The organism is Isoptericola sp. NPDC060185 (assembly GCF_042728595.1).
GTDB lineage: Bacteria > Actinomycetota > Actinomycetes > Actinomycetales > Cellulomonadaceae > Isoptericola.
Genome location: NZ_JBHWYY010000018.1, coordinates 26,899 through 45,970 on the forward strand (window position 1 = coordinate 26,899; position 19,072 = coordinate 45,970).

15 protein-coding genes are annotated in these 19,072 nt (G+C 73.7%); 9 read left to right on the forward strand and 6 right to left on the reverse strand.

Annotated features, from left to right (window positions below; genetic code table 11):
* Window positions 1-27: 27 nt before the first annotated feature.
* The 3 genes from ACFWDO_RS08880 to ACFWDO_RS08890 all read right to left on the reverse strand — a co-directional run bounded on the left by ACFWDO_RS08880 (window position 28) and on the right by ACFWDO_RS08890 (window position 3,229).
* Window positions 28-966 carry a glycine betaine ABC transporter substrate-binding protein gene (locus tag ACFWDO_RS08880; protein WP_380324870.1) on the reverse strand — a complete coding sequence of 313 codons (939 nt, stop codon included), beginning with the start codon at window positions 964-966 and terminating at the stop codon, window positions 28-30.
* Between the two features lie 68 nt (window positions 967-1,034).
* A complete protein-coding gene (locus ACFWDO_RS08885; protein ID WP_380324873.1) occupies window positions 1,035-1,916 on the reverse strand; it encodes an ABC transporter permease in 882 nt (293 codons plus the stop codon).
* Window positions 1,913-3,229 (reverse strand): glycine betaine/L-proline ABC transporter ATP-binding protein, encoded by a 1,317-nt coding sequence (locus ACFWDO_RS08890; RefSeq protein ID WP_380324876.1) that lies wholly within the window; start codon window positions 3,227-3,229, stop codon window positions 1,913-1,915. The genes ACFWDO_RS08885 and ACFWDO_RS08890 overlap by 4 nt, the downstream gene beginning before the upstream one ends.
* Window positions 3,230-3,838: 609 nt before the next feature.
* Here ACFWDO_RS08890 and ACFWDO_RS08895 point away from each other — a divergent pair.
* From ACFWDO_RS08895 to ACFWDO_RS08925, 7 genes are all read left to right on the forward strand, one after another.
* Complete coding sequence (locus ACFWDO_RS08895; protein ID WP_380324879.1) at window positions 3,839-5,995, forward strand: hypothetical protein; 2,157 nt, start codon at window positions 3,839-3,841, stop codon at window positions 5,993-5,995.
* 185 nt (window positions 5,996-6,180) lie between these two features.
* Window positions 6,181-7,347, forward strand: coding sequence for a hypothetical protein (locus ACFWDO_RS08900; protein ID WP_380324882.1), 1,167 nt, complete (start codon window positions 6,181-6,183; stop codon window positions 7,345-7,347).
* 284 nt (window positions 7,348-7,631) lie between these two features.
* The gene (locus ACFWDO_RS08905) at window positions 7,632-8,231 is read left to right on the forward strand and encodes a hypothetical protein (protein ID WP_380326209.1); all 600 of its coding nucleotides are present in this window, start codon (window positions 7,632-7,634) and stop codon (window positions 8,229-8,231) included.
* A 187-nt stretch (window positions 8,232-8,418) separates the two neighbouring features.
* On the forward strand, window positions 8,419-9,957 hold the full coding sequence (gene ahcY, locus ACFWDO_RS08910; protein WP_380326206.1) for an adenosylhomocysteinase: 1,539 nt from the start codon (window positions 8,419-8,421) through the stop codon (window positions 9,955-9,957).
* Between the two features lie 108 nt (window positions 9,958-10,065).
* Window positions 10,066-11,505, forward strand: a complete 1,440-nt coding sequence (locus ACFWDO_RS08915; RefSeq protein ID WP_380326203.1) for a sensor histidine kinase — start codon at window positions 10,066-10,068, stop codon at window positions 11,503-11,505.
* Window positions 11,506-11,534: 29 nt separating this feature from the next.
* Window positions 11,535-12,203, forward strand: a complete 669-nt coding sequence (locus tag ACFWDO_RS08920; protein ID WP_380326212.1) for a response regulator transcription factor — start codon at window positions 11,535-11,537, stop codon at window positions 12,201-12,203.
* Window positions 12,204-12,349: 146 nt separating this feature from the next.
* Window positions 12,350-13,579 (forward strand): acyltransferase family protein, encoded by a 1,230-nt coding sequence (locus ACFWDO_RS08925; RefSeq protein WP_380326200.1) that lies wholly within the window; start codon window positions 12,350-12,352, stop codon window positions 13,577-13,579.
* Window positions 13,580-13,653: 74 nt separating this feature from the next.
* On the opposite strand, the gene ACFWDO_RS08930 is transcribed toward ACFWDO_RS08925, so the two are convergent.
* Window positions 13,654-14,472 carry an RDD family protein gene (locus ACFWDO_RS08930; protein WP_380326025.1) on the reverse strand — a complete coding sequence of 273 codons (819 nt, stop codon included), beginning with the start codon at window positions 14,470-14,472 and terminating at the stop codon, window positions 13,654-13,656.
* Window positions 14,473-14,520: 48 nt separating this feature from the next.
* On the opposite strand from ACFWDO_RS08930, the gene ACFWDO_RS08935 reads away from it, so the two are divergent.
* Both ACFWDO_RS08935 and ACFWDO_RS08940 read left to right on the forward strand, forming a co-directional pair.
* Window positions 14,521-15,510, forward strand: coding sequence for a stage II sporulation protein M (locus tag ACFWDO_RS08935; RefSeq protein ID WP_380326010.1), 990 nt, complete (start codon window positions 14,521-14,523; stop codon window positions 15,508-15,510).
* A gap of 165 nt (window positions 15,511-15,675) precedes the next feature.
* Complete coding sequence (locus ACFWDO_RS08940; RefSeq protein ID WP_380326013.1) at window positions 15,676-16,479, forward strand: hypothetical protein; 804 nt, start codon at window positions 15,676-15,678, stop codon at window positions 16,477-16,479.
* A 33-nt stretch (window positions 16,480-16,512) separates the two neighbouring features.
* On the opposite strand, the gene ACFWDO_RS08945 is transcribed toward ACFWDO_RS08940, so the two are convergent.
* Complete coding sequence (locus ACFWDO_RS08945; protein WP_380326016.1) at window positions 16,513-17,925, reverse strand: DUF58 domain-containing protein; 1,413 nt, start codon at window positions 17,923-17,925, stop codon at window positions 16,513-16,515.
* A gap of 94 nt (window positions 17,926-18,019) precedes the next feature.
* Window positions 18,020-18,988 (reverse strand): AAA family ATPase, encoded by a 969-nt coding sequence (locus tag ACFWDO_RS08950; protein WP_380326028.1) that lies wholly within the window; start codon window positions 18,986-18,988, stop codon window positions 18,020-18,022.
* Between the last annotated feature and the right edge of the window lie 84 nt (window positions 18,989-19,072).

Consider the following 19,072-nt stretch of genomic DNA (forward strand, 5'->3'; position numbering starts at 1 on the left):
ATCTGAACTACCTCGGCGAGGGGAGGGTCACTTCGCGGAGTCGCTGTCCGACGCGCCGCCGGTCACCTGGTCGACGAAGTCCGGGTTCGCCTTCAGCCACGCGTCGACGGCGGCCTCCGGGTCGTCCTTGTACTGCTCGTCGTTGAACATGGTGTTCTCGAGGGAGAACAGCTGGTCGTCGTCGAGCGTGAAGTCCTTCAGCCAGCCGGCCAGCTCCGGGTAGCGGTCCGCGAAGTCGGCGGTGCCGTAGGTGTGGATCTCCTCGGCGTCGCCCATCGCGCCCTCGGGGTCCTCGAGGTCGCGGATCGGGTACTCGTCGTAGGCCCAGTGCGGGCGCCACAGCGTGACGGCGATGTTGTTGCCCTTGTCGACGGCACCCTTGAGCTCGGCGAGCATCGCCGGGGTCGAGGAGATGGTGTAGTCGAGGTCCTCGAGACCGTAGGTCGGGATCGCCTGCTCCTTGGTGACCTTCGTGAGGCCGGCACCGGCCTCGATGCCCACCAGCTTGTTGCCGTAGTCGTCGGCGTACTTCGCGAGGTCGCCGATCGTCTTGGCGGGCGAGTCCTCGTTCACCGCGATGGTGAGCTTGGCGTCGTCGTACCAGGTGCCGAGGTCGGAGATGTCGTCGCCGAACTTCTCCACGTAGCTGGCGTGCGTCAGCGGCAGCCAGGTGTCGAAGAGCACGTCCATGTCGCCGCCGGCGAGGCCGGTGAAGACCACGCCGATGTCGGCGGTCTTCGTGTCGACGTCGTAGCCCTTCTCCTCGAGCACCTTGGCCCAGAGGTTGGAGACGGCGATGCCCTCGTCCCAGCCGGACGGGATGCCGATGGTGATCTCCTTCTCGTCGCCCGAGCCGGTGTTCGAGCCGCCGTCGTCGTCGCCCGACGCGCAGGCGGCGAGGGACACGGCGAGGGCGAGGGTGCCGCCGGCGGCGGCGACGCGACGGGTGTGTCGTCCGAGATTCATGGTTGTCCTTCCGTGAGGTGCCCGTGCGGCGGCGCGGCGGCCGCCGCACGGGCGAGGTGCGGGGAGCGTCAACGCGCGGCCTTGAGGGCCTTCGCGACCGGCGAGCGGTCGGCGAGGGCGGAGGTGACGCGGTCGAGGTAGATGGCGAGGAACACGACCGCGAGGCCGGCCTCGAACCCGAGGGCGATGTCGACGCTGGACAGCGCGCCCACGACGTCGCCGCCGAGGCCGCCGGCGCCGACCATGCCGGAGATGACGACCATCGACAGGGCCAGCATGATCACCTGGTTGACGCCCGCCATGATGGTGGGCATCGCCAGCGGGATCTGGATCTGGCGCAGGATGCGGCGGTCGGTGGAGCCGAACGCGCGGCCGGCCTCCACCACCTCGGAGTCCACCTGGCGGATGCCGAGCTCCGTGAACCGGACGCCCGGGGCGAGCGCGAACACGATCGTCGCGATGATCCCGGGGACGGGGCCCGTGAGGAAGATGACGACGGTCGGGATCAGGTAGACGAAGGCGGGCATCGTCTGCATGAAGTCGAGGATCGGCCGCACCACGCGCGAGACGCGGTCGTTGCGCGCCGACCAGACGCCGAGCGGGATGCCGATCAGCAGCGCCACCACCGAGGCGAGCAGCACGAGCGCCAGGGAGTCCATGGCGTTGCCCCACTGGTCCATCGCGGCGATCAGCACGAAGCCGATGAGCGAGCCCAGCGCGAGCTTCCAGCCGCGGGCCCAGAACGCGATCGCCGCGAGCACGAGGGCGACGACGAAGAACGGCGGCGTGCTGAGCACCCAGTCCAGGCCGTCGTAGATCGACTCGAAGAACGTCTTGATGGCGTCGAAGAGCGGGTCGAACGTGTCGGTGACCCAGTCGATCGCCGTCTCGATCCAGTCGCCGACGGGGATGCGGGGGACGAGGGTGTCGCTGGCAGCGGTGGCGATCATGCCGGGGCTCCTTCCGTCGTCCCGGCAGGTTCGTCGTCGGCCGGCTCCTCCGTCGTCGTCCCCGGGGTCGAGACGTTGCCGTTCTCGACCGCTTCACCGGCCATGGCCTCGAGCAGCGTCACGCGCGGCACGACGCCGACCAGGCGGCCCTCGTCGTCGACCACCGCGAGCGGCACGGCGGACTCCGCCGCCGGGGCGAACAGCTCCGCGATCGGGGTGTCCTGGTGCACCGACGTGACGTCGGTGTCGAGGATGCCGTCCAGCTTCTCCGCGCCCTCCTTGGTGGCGCGCACCGCGTCGTCCGCGCGGACGAGCCCCTTGAGGACACGTCGGCGGTCGACGGCGTACGCGCCCGACACCTCGGCCTCGCGCATCTCGCGTGCCGCCTGCCGGGGTCCGCCGCCGGCGGGGACGGTGAGGCGCGGCCGCTGCATGACGGACGACGCCGTGAGCACGCGCGACCGGTCGACGTCCGCGACGAACTTCTCCACGTAGGAGTTGGCCGGGTCGGACAGGATCTGCTCGGCGGAGCCGATCTGCACGATCCGCCCGTCGCGCATGACGGCGATGCGGTCGCCGAGGTGCATGGCCTCGTTGAGGTCGTGCGTGATGAAGATGATCGTCTTGCCGAGCTTGGCCTGGAGCTCCAGGAGCTGCTCCTGCATCTCCGAGCGGATCAGGGGGTCGAGGGCGCTGAACGCCTCGTCCATGAGCAGCACGTCGGTGTCGGCGGCGAGGGCGCGGGCGAGGCCGACGCGCTGACGCATGCCGCCGGACAGCTGCGAGGGCAGCGAGTCCTCCCAGCCGGACAGGCCGACCATGTCGAGGGCCTGGCGGGCCTTCTCCTGCCGCTCGGCCTTGCCGACGCCCTGGATCTCCAGCGGGTACGCGGCGTTGTCGAGCACCGTGCGGTGCGGCAGCAGCGCGAAGTGCTGGAAGACCATGCTGACGCGGGTGCGGCGCAGCTCGCGCAGGCGCTTGCCGTCCACGGTCGCGAGGTTCGCGTCCCCGAGGAGGACGTCGCCCGCGGACGGGGTCCACAGGCCGTTGAGCATGCGGATGAGCGTCGACTTGCCCGAGCCGGACAGGCCCATGACGACGAAGATCTCGCCGGGGGCCACGTCGAAGGACGCGTCGATCACCGCGGCGGTACCGAGGCTCTTGACCTCGTCGCGAGTGGCTCCCGCCTCCAGGCGGCGCACGGCCTCGCCGGGCTTGGGACCGAAGACCTTGTAGACGCCTCTCACCGACACCGCGGGCGTGACCCCGGGCGTCTCGGCGGGCGTTGTGGTGGTACTGCTGTCTCCCGACATACGGGCAGGGCTCGCCACCTTCCATCACGTTCGGATGTACCCACGGTTCGCCGGGCGATGCGTCGAGCACCGGTCACGGGTTCCCGTGCTTCCGCGGTTCCGGTGGGCACAAGGGCATCAAGCACCCTCCTACGCCGACGGGTGCCGTGGCGAACTGGGAAAGTGCGCCTGATCTGCGCGTTTCTTCCGTGTTGTCCTGGGGTTTTACCGACTTTTGGCTGGTCAGAGCAGTGGAGGGATCGTTACCGGAATGTGATAGAGCGCGTGACTCACCTCACGACTCGTGCCCGGACAGTGTGTCCTGGGCCACCCACGCCCGCCACCGGGGAGGCGAGGTCGATGAAGAGAGCATCAGGATTCGGCAAGATCTGCGTCAACCGAGGCCTCGGCGAGGGGCGGACGGGAAGGCGCGGCCGTCCCGCGGCGGGGGCCGCGGGAGCGGGTGAAATCCGGGCCGAGAGCGGGTGAATTCCGGCCTCGTCGCGGCACCCCGGGCCGGGACGGGTGCCCGCGGCTCCATACTCGGCGCAGCACCGCCCGGCCGAGCTCCCGTCGCACAACGAGCCCGGCCGCGGCGACCGGCACCGACGCCGCCGTGACCCTGTGGTCGTGCCCACCTCGCCGGCCGGGAGACCCGGCCGGCACGAGTCCCCGGAGGACCCGTGGACCCCCGTCCTGTCCCGTCGCGCGCGGCACCGCGCGCGCACGACGGCGCTCGTCGCCGCCCTCTCCCTGGTGGTCGCGCCGCTGGTGGTCGCGCCCGCCGCCGTCGCGGCCACCGACCCCCCGCCCGAGAGCCGGGTCGCCGTCGCGCCGACGGCCGATCCGACGACCGATCCGACGACCGATCCGACACCTGATCCGACGACCGATCCGACGACGCCCTCCGAGGCCGTCGACGTCGTCGCGCCGTCCCCCGAGCAGCTCGCCCTGGAGGGCGCGCTGCGGGTGGGCGAGCAGGTCACGGTCGACCCGCGCGCCGAGCTCTGGACGCCCGCCGACGTCGAGCTCACCTTCACCTACCGCTGGTCCGTGGACGGGGTCGAGCTCGCGGGCGAGACCGGGCCTGCCCTCCTCGTCCCGGCCGGCGCCGTCGGCGGCGTCCTCAGCGTGGCGATCACCGGCACCGCGCCCGAGGGCGCCGTCGACGGTGCCCCCTCGGCGTCCGTCGTGGTGACCGCCGCCGGCACCGTCGCGCCGGGCGCCATCGCGGGCACCGATCCGGTCCTGTCCGGCACCGCGCGCGTCGGGAGCCGCGTCACGGTGCTGCCGGGGGAGTGGCCCGAGGGCACCGCGCTGACCTACCGCTGGAGCGTCGCGCGCGCGACCGGGACGACGGCGGTCGGGACCTCGACGTCCTACACGCCGGTCGCGGCCGACAAGGGAGCGGTGCTCACCGTGGCGGTGACCGGCGAGCGGCCGGGGTACGACCCTGCGACCCGCACCCTCTCGGCGACCGTCGGTGCCGGCGTTCTCACCGCGCCGACTCCCGTGCTCTCCGGCACCGCGCGCGTCGGGTCGAAGGTCACTGCCAAGCCGGGCACGTGGACCTCGGGCACGACGCGCACGTACCGGTGGTACGCCTCGGGGGTCGCGATCCCGGGGGCGACGGCGTCGACGTACACGCCGACGGCGTCGGTCAAGGGCAAGACGCTGCGGGTCCGCGTGACCGGCACGAAGGCCGGCTACACCACGGTGACCCGTGCGAGCGGGTGGAAGACCGTCGCCGCCGGGGTCTTCTCCGCGCCGAGGCCGACGATCCGCGGCACCGTGCGGGTCGGGTCCAAGGTCACCGTGGCGAGGGGCACGTGGAAGCCCGCGGCGAGCACCTACCGCTACCAGTGGCGCGTCAACGGCACGAAGATCAAGGGCGCGACGAAGTCCTCCTACACGCTGCCCGCCAGGTACGCGGGCAAGAAGCTCACCGTCAGCGTCACGGGCAGCCGCTCGGGCTACACGACGAAGACGGTGACCAGCGCGTCGTCCACGGTGCTGCGGGTCTACTCGCGGACGTCGGCGCCGAAGATCTCCGGCAGCGCGCGCGTCGGGTCCACGCTCAAGGTGAGCAGCCGCGGCACGTGGACGCCGAAGCCGTCGTCCTGGCGGTACCAGTGGAAGGCGAACGGCGCCGCCATCAAGGGCGCGACGAGGTCGAGCCTCAAGCTCACGGGCGCGCAGTACGGCAAGCGCATCACCGTGACGATCAAGGGCGTCCGCTCGGGCTACTACCCCTCCGCACGCACCAGCGCCGCGACCGCGCGGGTCACCGTGCCCGCCGCCGTGCTCACGAAGAACGGGACGTACAAGGTCGGGACGCAGATCAAGCCGGGCACGTACGTCGCCCCGGGCTCGCCAAAGGGGTGCCGCGTCCAGCGGCTCGACGGCAACAAGAAGATGGTCTGGGCGGGCCTGACCTACGGCCGGACGATCGTCACGATCCGCAGCACCGACAAGTACTTCTCCACCACCGGCTGCGGCACGTGGCGCCGGTACGCCGCGTACGGGACGGTGCGGACGTCGACGGCGACCGACGGCATGTACAAGGTCGGCACCGGGGGCGGCCAGCTGAAGCCGGGGCTGTACTACACGGCCGGACCGGCCTACTCGGACGACATCTGCTATGTCGCCGCGCTGAAGAGCTTCGCCATGACCAGCTCCGCGGTCGACGAAGCCGCCGAGTTCACCGAGCCGGGCTACTGGAAGGTCCTGCCCGGCGACGTCGGGTTCGAGGCCTACGGCTGCTCCTGGCGGCGCGTCTCGGGCTGACGTCGCACGAGGTGCTCGGGCGGAGTTCACCCTCGCGGTGCGGGTGAACTCCGCCCGAAACGGCCGGCTGGTGACGGGTCGTCGCGGACACTGGCGCTCGGCGTCGTGGCCCCCGGGCGGACCGGGGCGGCGCCGATCGCGACCCGACCCGTGACGACGGTCGGCCTACCCACCTGGAGATGTCGGTGAAACTCACTCAGCCTGTGCGCCGGTTCGGGCGCCTCGTCGCCCTCGCGACGGCGGCGACGCTGCTGGCGGCGCCCCTCGCCGTCGCCCCTGCCGCGAGCGCGGCCCCCCTCACGTCGACGGCTGCCTCGGCCGGCTCCGTCGCAGCGCTGAAGACGGTGGTGTCCACGCGGCCGACGATCTCCGGGAAGGTCCGGGTCGGCAGCAAGCTCACGGCGAAGCCGGGCACGTGGACGAAGGGCACCACGCTCACCTACACGTGGAAGGTGAGCGGCAAGGCGGTCAAGACGGGCAAGACCTTCACGCCGGCGGCCAAGCACGTCGGCAAGAAGGTGACCGTCGCCGTCAGGGGGAAGAAGTCCGGCTACAGGTCCGTCACGCGCACCAGCGCGGCGAAGACGATCGCCAAGGGCGTGTTCAAGACGGTCATGCCGACGATCTCCGGCAGCCGGACGGTGGGCGCGACGCTCACCGCCAAGGCGGGCTCCTGGTCGCCCACCCCGACCAGGTTCACCTACCAGTGGCGCGCCGACGGTGCTGTGATCAGCGGCAAGACCAGCAAGACACTTCGTCTGACGAGCGCTCAGAACGGCAAGCGGATCACGGTCAAGATCACGGGGTCGAGGGCGGGATATGCCACGGTCAGCCGGACCAGTGCGGCCACTGCCAAGGTCGTCGTGCCCCCGCCGGTCCCGGGCAACGGGAGCTACCGCGTCGGCAGCGAGGTGAAGCCGGGGACCTATGTGAGCAAGGGTGGAAGCCTCTGCTACTGGGAGCGCCGAAGCAGCGCCGGTTCGTCCTTCGAGGGGATCATCGCCAACGGGTTCAGCTCGGCCGGCCAGGTCATCGTGACGATCGGCTCGGGGGACATGTACTTCGTCACCGACGGCTGTGGTTCGTGGGTCACCCTGGCCGCCAGCGGGTCGCCGAAGAAGACCTCCGTCTCTGACGGCATCTACGCGGTCGGGCAGCACATGGCGGCGGGAACGTACAAGACCGCGGGCAAGGCCGGCTGCTACTACGCGATCACCAGCGGGTTCAGCGGGGAGTTCGACGAGCTGCTGGACAACGACTTCACCTCGGAGAAGTCGTCCCGGTACGTCGACCTGGTCAGCGGCCAGGGCTTCGAGACCTCCGGGTGCGGCACCTGGACCAAGGTCGGCTGATCGACGGGCTTCGCTGACGCCGGGTCGAGCCCTCGCCCTCCGTCCCTCAGGGGCGGAGGGCGAGGGCGTTCGTCGCGACCGAACGAGGGCGACTGCGGCGAAGATCACCCACGACGCACCGGGTGAAGTCCGACATCTGCCGGTTGTCCTCGGTAAGAGCGCTCACATACTTGACCTGCGACACCGTCGCCCGACGAGCAGCCCGTCACGGGTCCTCGCCGCGGGAGCGCCGGGCCGCGTCTCACGCACCGCCGACCGTCGTCGGCGCTACCCAGGAGAAGCCCGTGAAGCACACCTCGCCCGCGCGCCGGGGCGGCCGCCTCGCCGCGATCGTCGCCGCCGTGACCCTGCTGGCGTCGCCCCTGCTCGTCGCGCCGACCGCGACGGCGGCCACGACCACGCAGGTGACGATCAAGACGATCGGCACCAAGACGGCCCCGTACAAGCGGTCCGTCACGGTGCGCCCGAACGTCACCGCCAAGGGGCACGTCTCCGTGAAGTCGAAGACGCTCACGGTGAAGAAGGCCGGCAAGACGGTCGCGAAGAACAAGAAGTCCGTCGCGCTGAAGGCCGGCACGTACACGGTGACCACGAAGGTCACGTACAAGACCTACCGGCTCACGGCGTCGAAGGCGAAGGTCTGGTCGGCCACGAAGGTGAAGTCGAAGACGCAGAAGCTCGTCGTGAAGCAGGGCAAGAAGCCGTCGCAGACCTCGCCGATCAGCAAGTACAACTGCCCGAGCTGGGCCCCGATCAAGGGCAACCAGTCGGGCATCTACCACGTGCCCGGCGGTCGGTACTACAAGGTGACCACCCCCGAGAAGTGCTTCACCACCGCCTCCGCGGCGCGCAAGGCGGGCTACCGCGCGTCGAAGAACGGCTGACATCCCACCGCTCCGCACGCGGCACGAGGCCGGCTCCCACCCCGGGGGCCGGCCTCGCTGCGTCCGTGACGCGCCGCGGACTACCCTGGGTGCTGGCCCGCGCCGTCGACCAGCGACGACGGGCCACCGCGCAGACGGGAGCCCCCAGCGCGACCGACATGACCCCGAGACGTCCAGGAGGGCGACCATGTCCACGACCGCTGAGGCACCCGGAACCACCGGCTTCGACGAGGTTCCCGGCCGCTACAAGGTGCGCTCGCTCGCGCTCGCGGAGGCGGGGCGGCACCAGATCCGCCTGGCCGAGCACGAGATGCCCGGCCTGATGGCGCTGCGCGCGGAGTACGGCGAGTCGCAGCCGCTGGCCGGCGCGCGCATCGCCGGCTCGCTGCACATGACGGTGCAGACCGCCGTCCTCATCGAGACGCTCGTGGCGCTCGGCGCCGAGGTCCGGTGGGCGAGCTGCAACATCTTCAGCACGCAGGACGAGGCCGCCGCGGCGATCGTCGTCGGCCCGCACGGCACCCCCGCCGACCCGCAGGGCGTGCCCGTCTTCGCCTGGAAGGGCGAGAGCCTCGAGGAGTACTGGGACTGCACCGAGCAGATCCTCGTGTGGCCGGGCGCGGAGAACGGCCAGGGCGGCCCCAACCTCATCCTCGACGACGGCGGCGACGCCACGATGCTCGTGCACCTGGGCCTGCAGTACGAGCGTGCCGGCGTCGTGCCGCCCGACACGCTGCCGGGGGAGCCGGACCACACCCACGAGATGAACGTGGTGCGGGGCGTGCTGCGCCGGGCGCTGGAGTCCGACCCGCTGCGCTGGACCACGGTCGCGCAGGCCATCGGCGGCGTCACCGAGGAGACGACGACGGGCGTGCACCGGCTCTACCACCTCGCGGAGGCGGGGGAGCTGATCTTCCCGGCGATCAACGTCAACGACTCGGTCACGAAGTCGAAGTTCGACAACAAGTACGGCATCCGCCACTCGCTGCCGGACGGCATCAACCGGGCCACGGACATCCTCATCGGCGGCAAGGTCGCGTTCGTCTGCGGCTACGGCGACGTCGGCAAGGGCGCGGCCGAGGCGTTCCGGGGCCAAGGGGCGCGCGTCATCGTGTCCGAGGTGGACCCGATCTGCGCGCTGCAGGCGGCGATGGACGGCTTCCAGGTCGCCCGCCTCGACGACGTGATCGGCGAGGCCGACTTCGTCATCACCACGACGGGCAACAAGGACGTCGTGCGCGTCGAGCACATGCTCGCGCTCAAGGACAAGGCCGTCGTCGGCAACATCGGGCACTTCGACAACGAGATCGACATGGCCGGGCTCGCCGCCGTGCCGGGCGTCGTCAAGACCGAGATCAAGCCGCAGGTGCACGAGTGGACGCTGCCTGCGGCCGACGGGCGCCCCGAGCGGTCGATCATCGTGCTGTCCGAGGGCCGCCTGCTCAACCTGGGCAACGCGACCGGCCACCCGTCGTTCGTCATGTCGAACTCGTTCGCCAACCAGGTGATCGGCCAGATCGAGCTGTTCGCCGACATGGCGCGCCCGGTCGACGAGCGCCAGTACGAGCGCCAGGTCTACCGCCTGCCCAAGGTGCTCGACGAGAAGGTGGCGCGCCTGCACCTCGACGCCCTCGGCGTCCGGCTCACCGAGCTGAGCAAGGAGCAGGCCGAGTACATCGGCGTGCCGGTCGAGGGCCCGTACAAGCCGGAGCACTACCGCTACTGACGTCCGACCCCTGCCGAGACACTGACCGTCTCGGCAGGGGGGACAACCCCCGGCGCGACGGCGGCGGGCCGGATATCGGCTCGGCGCCGCGGGCGGCAGGCTGGGAGCATGACCAGCATGACGTCCACCGACGGCACCGCCGCCACCCCGCAGACGACGGCGGCCGCGCCGGTGTCGCACGGCGAGGACGACGGCGCGCCGCCGTTCCTCCTCGCCCCGTTCGACGGCCGCACCTGGCGCGCCTACGGCTTCCTGTGGCTGTCGCTGCTGCTGGCGCCGTTCGCGTTCACCTATGCGATCTTCACCGTCTCCTTCATGGCGGGCGTCGCGGTCACCGTCGTGGGCCTTTTCGTGGCGGGCGGCGTGCTGGTCGGGGCACGGGGCTGGGGCTCGATGTACCGCCGGATGGCGGTGCGCTACCTCGGCGTCGAGATCGCCGACCCGGCGCCGCGCACGCCCCGCAAGGGCTTCTGGCGCCGCCTGGGCGGGATGCTGGGCGACTCGACGGCGTGGCGGTCGCTGCTGTACATGGTCGTCACCTTCCCGCTGGCGATCGCGTCGTTCGTCGTGAGCACGGTGTTCCTCGTCGTGGCGCTCGGCGGCATCACGCACTGGTTCTGGTCGCGCTGGCTGCCGATGCAGCAGGCGAGCGACGGCTCGTGGCACCGGGGCGCGTCGTTCGGCTCCGACTGGTTCGTGGACACCCCGGCGCGCCAGCTCCTGCTCGTCGCCGTCGGCGTGATCCTGCTGTACCTGTGGCCACAGGTGCAGGCCCTGTTCGCGGGGCTGTTCCGGCTCCTGACCGTGGGGCTGCTCAGCCCCACCAAGGCGAGCCTGCGCGTGGCGTACGCCGAGCGGGCCCGCGCCGTCACGGTGGAGGACGCCGACGCCCGCCTGCGCCGCATCGAGCGCGACCTGCACGACGGCACCCAGGCGCACCTCGTGGCCGTGGCCATGCAGATCGGCGAGGCGCGCGAGCTGCTGCGCGACGGCGCCGACGGCGTCGACACGGCCGAGCTCGCCGCCGTCCTGGAGACGGCGCACTCCAGCACCAAGGACACGCTCGCGGAGCTGCGCGAGCTGGCCCGCGGCATCCGGCCGCCCGCGCTGGACGCCGGCCTCGCCGTCGCGTTGGAGACCCTGGCGGCGCGCGCCGCCCTGCCGGTCCGGGTGCACGCCGTCGGCCTCGACTCCGCCGACCTGCCGCCCAGCGTCACCGCGATCTCCTACTTCGCGGTCGCCGAGCTCGTCGCCAACGCGACCAAGCACGCCCGCGCGACGGGGGTCGACGTCGTCGCCGGCGTGGAGCCCGTGGCCGACACCTCGACCGGCGCGGCCGTGCGTGCCCTCGTCCTGCGCGTGCACGACGACGGCGTGGGCGGGGCGGGCGTGCGCGCCCCCGACCCGTCGGGCCGCGGCAGCGGGCTGGCCGGCCTGACCGACCGGCTCTCCGGCGTCGACGGCACGCTCGGGGTGGTCAGCCCGGCCGGAGGGCCTACGGTGATCACCGTGACCATCCCGCTGCCCGCCCCCGGCACCGCCCGATGACGCCGGACGCCCCCGCAGGGTCGCCCGGCCTGCGCGTCGTCGTCGCCGAGGACTCCGCGATCCTGCGCGACGGACTCGTCGCGCTCCTGTCCCGACGCGGGTTCGACGTCGTCGCCGCGGTGCCGGACGGCGACGCCCTGGTGCGCGAGGTCACGACGCTGGCCGCCGCCGGCGCCCTGCCCGACGTGCTCGTCGCCGACATCCGCATGCCCCCGTCCCACACGGACGAGGGGCTGCGCGCCGCCGAGGCGCTGCGGGCCGCCCACCCGGGGCTGCCCGTGCTGGTGTTCTCGCAGTGGGTCGAGACGCGGTACGCGTCGCGCCTGCTCGAGGGCGACCCGCGCGGCGTCGGCTACCTCCTCAAGGACCGCGTGGCCGACGTCGGCGACTTCGTCGCGGCGCTCGGGCGCGTGGCCGCGGGGGAGACGGTGCTCGACCCGGAGGTGGTGCGCCAGCTCATGGGCGCGCACCGCTCCGTCGAGGACGGGGTGGCCCGCCTGACACCGCGCGAGAAGGAGGTGCTCGAGCTGATGGCGCAGGGCCGCTCCAACGGCGCGATCGCCGAGTCGCTGTACCTGTCCTACGGCGCCGTGGAGAAGAACGTCGCGGCGATCTTCACCAAGCTCGACCTCCCGCAGGACTCCGCCGACCACCGGCGCGTGCTCGCCGTCCTGCGCTACCTGGGCGTCGACGCCTGATCCGTGGCCCTGACAGGTCGGCCGGGGGACGTCCCCCCGAACGGCCCGGGGGAGGAGCCGGACGGGGCGGGGGCCAGGCCCATGTCCGACGACGCCGCAGGTCACGAGGCTGAGAGTGTCCCTCTCACCGAGCCTCAGGAGCCATCGTGGCCGTCCTCGACGCCCCCGCACCGCCCGCCCCGTCCGCGCCGCCGCCGGTCGTCCGGAGCCGGCCCGACGCCGCCGCGGCCCCCGCCGTCCCCACGGCGCCGCGCCGCCCGCGCGACCCGTTCGTCGACGTCGTCCGGGCGGTCGGCACCGTCGGCGTCGTGCTGCTGCACTGGCTGATGGCGGAGGCCGCGTGGGACGGCAGCACGCTGCACGTCGGCAACGCCCTCGGGCACGGCGCCGGCTGGCTCGTGACCTGGCTGCAGCCGCTGGCCCTGCTGTTCTTCGCCGCCGGCGCGTCGGCGGGCTACCAGCGCGGCGGCACGGCCGTCGCCGGCCGCGGCTGGGGCGGCGTGGTCCTGGCCCGGCTGCGGGGCGTCGCCCGCCCGGTGGGCGCGTTCGCCGCGGCCTGGGCGCTCGCGATCGCCGCGCTCCTCGCCCTGGGCGTGCCCGACGACGCCGTGTGGCGGATGGCGCGGATGGCGCCGCAGCTGCTGTGGTTCCTCGGCGTGTGGGTGGTGCTCATGGCGATCACTCCGCTGCTGCGGGCCGCGTGGGAGCGCTGGCGGTGGGGCGCCCTCGCCGCGGCGGTGGCGCTGCCGCTCGCCCTCGACGCCCTGCGCTTCGGTCTCCCGAACGACGTCACCGCCGGCCTCGCCTGGGCCAACGTGCTCCTCGCGTGGGCGGCCCCCTACCTCGCCGGCATCGCGTACGCCGCCGAACGGAGCGCCCCGCGCCGCCCGGCCGAGCCCCTCGGCTCCCGTACCGCACGCCGGCTGCTCGCCGCGGGGGTCGTCGCCGCCGTCGCCGCCATGGCCGTGCTGGTCGCCGTCGGGCCCTACCCGCCCAGCATGATCGGGATGCCCGGCGACGAGATCTCCAACCTCGGCCCGCCCACCGCGCCCGTCGTGGCGCACGCCGTCGCCCAGGTCTGCCTCGTCCTGCTGTTCCGTGCGGCACTGGTGCGCCGGGCGGGCACGGCCGCAGGACAGCGGGTCGTCGGGGCGCTGGCCCGCCGGTCGATGACGGTCTACCTGTGGCACCTCACGGCGATGTTCGCCGTGGTGGGCGTGGCGCTCCTCGGCCTCGGGCAGCAGCTGCCCGCCGCGTGGGGCGCGGACTGGTGGGCGTCCCGGCCGGTCTGGTTCGCCGCGTTCCTGCTGGTGCTGCTGGGCCTGGTGCGCGTCTTCGGGCGGTTCGAGGACCGCCCCCGCCCCCGCGGCGCCTGACCCGGGTGGTGTTGTGGGCGGGCTTTTGGCCCTGTTTCGCACGGCGAACAGGGCCAAAAGTCCGCCCACAACATTCAGCGGGGCGGGTCGGGGACGGCGTAGGGCAGGCGGTGCAGCGTGGCGGCGCGGGCCTCGGCCCGCTCCTGCTCCGCCCGCCCGCGCTCCAGCTCGCGGTCGCGGCGCTCGTGCAGGACGGCGTGCAGGAACGCCTCGGCCGGCGTGCCGGGCGGCGGCCCCGGGGCGACCAGCGGCTCGATGCGGCCCGCGAGGTCGTCGGCCAGGCCCGCGCGGGACACGGGGGCGAGTCGCGGCGCCCGGTCGAGGAACTGCCGGGCCGAGAGGGCCAGGCCGTCCGGCAGCCGCCGGATGTCCGCCGTGCGGGCCCAGGCGGCGAGCTCCGGGGGCATCGCGAGCGGCATCGACCAGCCGCGCCCGCCCCGCACCCGGATGACGTACGTCCCCGCCAGCAGGTCGCCCAGGCGCTTGCCGCGGGAGTTCGACAGCGACGCGATCAGGGCCACGCTGCCGAACGTCAGCCACAGCTCGCCCACTCCCACCAGCGCCCGCACGAAGGCGTGCCGGAAGCGGACCGGGCCGCCGTCGTCGCGCACCACCCGCAGCCCCGCCGCCAGCTTGCCCAGGGAGCGGCCGCGGCTGAGCGTCTCGACCGTGACCGGCAGGACGACCATCACCAGCACCGCGGCGAGGACGCCGAGCACCGCGGCCCACTGCTCGTCGACCTGGACGTCCTGCAGCGCGACCACGACCAGCAGCGCGATCCCCACGACGACGATCGCCGCCAGGTCGAGCAGCGCCGCGAGCGCGCGGCTGACGAAGGAGGCGGGGCGCGCGTCGAGCACCACGCCCTCGCCGATGACGATCCCGTCGTGCATGTGCATCCCCCGCTCGTGCGACCTGTCCCGTGTGGAAGGGTATCGACCGTGGACCTCGACGCCTTCACCGCCGTGCACAGCCCCCAGTGGGAGCGGCTGCGGCAGCTCACCCGCAAGCGGCGGCTCGACGGCGCGGAGGCGGACGAGCTGGTGCGGCTCTACCAGGCGGTGGCCACGCACCTGTCCACCGTGCGGTCCGCGGCCCCCGACCCGGTGCTCGTCACCCGGCTGTCCGACCTGCTCAGCCGCGCCCGCGTGCGCATCGCGGGCGCCCACGAGCCGGCGTGGTCCGACGTCGTGCGGTTCGTCGCGGTGACCGTCCCGGCCGCGCTGTACCGGGTGCGCTGGTGGACGCTCGGCGTCGTCGTGGTGTGCCTGGCCCTCGCGGTGCTGGCCGGATACCGGGTGGCGACCGACCCGGGCGCGCTCGCCGCGATGGGCACGCCCGCCGAGCGGGAGGCGTACGTGAACGACGCCTTCGCGTCCTACTACGACCCGGGCGCGTCGTTCGCGGCGATGGTGTGGACGAACAACGCGTGGATCGCGGCGCAGTGCGTGGGCCTGGGCATCACGGGCGTGTGGCCCGCCCTCGTGCTGGTGCAGAACGCCGTGGGGGTGGGCGCCACGGGCGGCATGATGGCGGCCTACGGCGAGCTCGACCTGTTCCTCCAGCTCATCGCCCCGCACGGGCTGCTCGAGCTCACCGCCGTGTTCGTCGCGGGCGCGGCCGGGCTCAAGCTGTTCTGGACGGCAGTGTCCCCGGGGCCCCGCCCCCGCACCGTGGCGCTCGCGCAGGAGGGGCGTGCCCTGGTGACGGTGGCGATCGGCCTCGCCGGGGCGCTCGCGGTCTCGGGCCTGATCGAGGGGTACGTCACCGGCTCCGCGCTGCCGTGGTGGCTCAAGATCGTCATCGGCACGATCGCGCTCGCGGGGTTCTGGGTCTACGTCGTCGTGCTGGGCCGTCGCGCGACGGCGGCCGGCCTCACGGGCGACCTCGACGCCGACCGTGCCGGCGAGGTCGTGCCCACCGTCGGCTGACGGCCCCCGGGTCGGCCCGGCCACCCCGGGTCGACCGGGTGGATTCTGGCCCCGGGCCTGTTCCACGCGGGGCGGCGTCGCCTAGCCTGGATGGCTTCCAGGAACCCTGGTCGGGCCCGGCCGTGCCTCCCGTGCGTCGGCGCCCGTCGGCCCGAGGAGGCCGCCATGACCAAGAAGCCGCTCGCCCCCACCTCGCTCGCCCTCACCGCGGTCGCCCTCGCCGGCGTGCTCGCCCTGGCCGGCTGCGACGGCGGCCCGCCGACGGAGACCCCCGCGGCGAGCACGTCCGCGCAGGAGGGGCAGCCCGAGGAGGCGGCCGAGGAGTCGCCGTCCGCGCAGGAGGCCCCGCCGTACTCCGAGATCGCCGACGACGTGAAGGCCAACGTCGCCGCCCTGACGTCGCTGACGCTGCACGGCACGTTCACGGACGGCGGCGAGACGATGACCGTGGACGGGTCCGGCGCGGTCACCGACAAGGGTGACTACACGCTCTCGCTCTCGGGGAAGGCCGACGGCGAGCCCGTGGACGCCACCGTCCTGCGGGTCGACGGCTCCACCTATCTCAAGGCGTCCGCGCAGTTCTTCAAGGCCAACTTCGGCGACTCGGACGGCGCGATGGCCGAGGCGCTCGGGGACAGGTACCTGCTGCTGCCGAAGGAGGCCGGCGCGGACGACATGTCGCTCGAGACCATCATGGACGCCTTCACCGAGGACTTCCCGACCGGCGACGACGCGTCCGGCGTCGCCGAGACGGGCGAGCTCGTCGAGGTCGACGGCCAGCAGGTCTACGAGTACACCGCCGCGGACGGCGCGACGATCGACGTCACGTCCGACGGGTCGAACCAGCTGGTGCGCGTGAGCAGCCCGCAGGACGGCGAGGTGGTGCTCTCCGACCTGGACGCGGCGCCCGACGTCCAGGCGCCGGCCCCCGACGACGTGATGGACCTCAGCGAGATGACGGGCGAGTGACCTCGGGGCGGCGGGGGAGAGCCGGCGGCAGGGTCACAGGCGGCCCGCGGCCTTGAGCGCCAGGTAGGTGTCCGCGAGCCGCGGCGCCAGGTCGTCGGGGAGCGCCTCGACCACCTCGGCGCCGTGCTGGCGCAGCACGGCCGAGACGGCAGCCCGCTCCAGGTCCGCGCGGGCGGCCGCGGCCGCGTCGTACACGGCGGCGGACGACGAGCGGTCCGCACGCAGGCGGGCGGCGTCCGCGTCCGCGACGGCGGCGACGACCACCTGGTGCGTGCCGGACAGCCGGTGCACCACGGGCAGCAGCCCCGTCTCGACGGCGGCCGGGTCGAGCGCCGTCAGCAGCACGACCAGCGACCGCTGCGACACCCGCTGGCGCACCTGGCCGACCAGGCCGGGCCAGTCCGTCTCCAGCAGCGCCGGCTCGACGACCGCCAGCGACTCGGCGAGCGCGGGCAGCAGCCGCGGGCCGGACGCCCCGGCCACGCGGGCGCGCAGTGTGCGGTCGTAGGCCAGCACCTGGACGCGGTCGCCCGCGCGGTCGGCGAGCGCGCCGAGCAGCAGCGCCGCCTCGATGCTCGCCTCGAGCCGGGTGCCGCCGAGCGTGGTGGCCGGCTCGTCGCCTTCCTCGGCCCCGGGGGCCGACGGGACGTGCGTGCCCGGCGCGGACCCGATGCGGGCGGCGGAGGTGCGACCGGTGTCGAGCACGATCACCACGCGCCGGTCGCGCTCGGGGCGCCAGGTGCGCACGACGACGTCGCCGCGGCGGGCGGTGGCCCGCCAGTCGATCGAGCGGACGTCGTCGCCCACCACGTACTCGCGCAGCGAGTCGAACTCCGTGCCCTCGCCACGCACCTGCACCGCCGCCCGGCCGTCCATCTCCCGCAGCCGCGCCAGGCGCGACGGCAGGTGGCGGCGGCTCGCGAACTCGGGCAGCACCCGCAGCCGGCCGGGCACCGGGATCGACGCCTGGCGCGCGGCGACCCGCAGCGGCCCGTACGACCGGATCGTCACCGGGCCCGCCGCGCGGTCGCCGCGCCGGGTGGGGAGCAGGGGGGTGCGCACCCGCGCGGACTCGCCGGCGGGCAGGTCGACGGCGTGCCGGGCCGAGCGGGCCACGACCGGCTCGCCCGCGGCGGCGCCCTCGGTGCGCACGGCGGCGTCGACCACGAGCGACGGCGGCCACGCGTCGCGGACCAGGGCCCGCAGGCGGCGCCGGGTCGTGTTGGTGAGGACCAGCTCGGAGCGGGTGGTCGCCCCGAGCCGCACCGCGCGCGGCGCCCGGCGCTGGATCGCGACCGCGCGTGGCGAGGCGGCGAGCGCGACGTCGACCGTGCAGACCGCGGCCACCACCAGCGCCCACACCACCACCGTCCCGGCGACGGGGAACAGGGCCACCGGGACCACGCCGAGCGCCGCCAGGACGACGGCACGCCACGTCAGCGCCATCGGCCCTCCCGCCGCGGATCGAGCGTGCTGAGCTGCTCCACGCACCCGACGTCTGAGGAGCAGCTCAGCACGCTCGATGCCGGGGTGCAGAGCGTCATCGGGGGACGGGCACGGTCGCGAGCACGCTGGTCAGCACGCTCTCGGCGGTGACCCCCTCGAGCTCCGCCTCGGGCCGGAGCTGGACGCGGTGCCGCAGCGTCGGGTGCGCGAGCGCCTTCACGTCGTCGGGCGTGACGTACGAGCGGCCGGAGAGCCAGGCCCAGGCGCGCGACGTCGCGAGCAGCGCCGTGGCGCCGCGGGGCGACACACCGAGCGACAGCGAGGGGGAGCGGCGGGTGGCGCGGCACAGGTCGACGGCGTAGCCGAGGACCTCGGGCGCCACCTGGACCTGGCGCACCTCGGCGCGCGCGGCGGCGAGCTGCTCCGGCCCGGCCACGGCCCGGACTCCCGCGGCGTGCAGGTCGCGCGGGTCGAAGCCGGCCGCGTGCCGGGCGAGGACCTCGATCTCCTGCTCGCGTGCCGGGACGGGCAGCACGACCTTGAGCAGGAAGCGGTCGAGCTGCGCCTCGGGCAGCGGGTACGTGCCCTCGTGCTCCACGGGGTTCTGCGTCGCGATGACGACGAACGGGTTCGGCAGGGGGCGCGGCGTGCCGTCCACGGACACCTGGCGCTCCTCCATCGCCTCGAGCAGCGACGCCTGCGTCTTCGGGGGCGTGCGGTTGATCTCGTCCGCGAGCAGCAGGTTGGTGAACACCGGCCCCTCGCGGAAGGAGAACTCGGCGGTGCGGGTGTCGTAGACCAGCGACCCGGTGACGTCGCCCGGCATGAGGTCGGGCGTGAACTGGACGCGCTTGGTGGACAGGTCCAGCGACGCGCCGAGCGCGCGCACCAGCAGCGTCTTCGCGACGCCGGGCACGCCCTCGAGCAGCACGTGGCCGGAGCAGAGCAGCGCGATGAGCAGGCTCGTCACCGCGGAGTCCTGCCCCACGACGGCCTTGCCGACCTCGGTGCGCACGCCGGCGAGCGCCGCGCGCAGCTCGACGGACGGCGCCGCGGGGGGCACGGCGGGCGCGGGGGTGTCGGCCGGGGCGTCGGCCTCGGCCGGGGCAGGGGTCTCGACCTGCCCGGGGGTCTCGGCCGGCGCGGG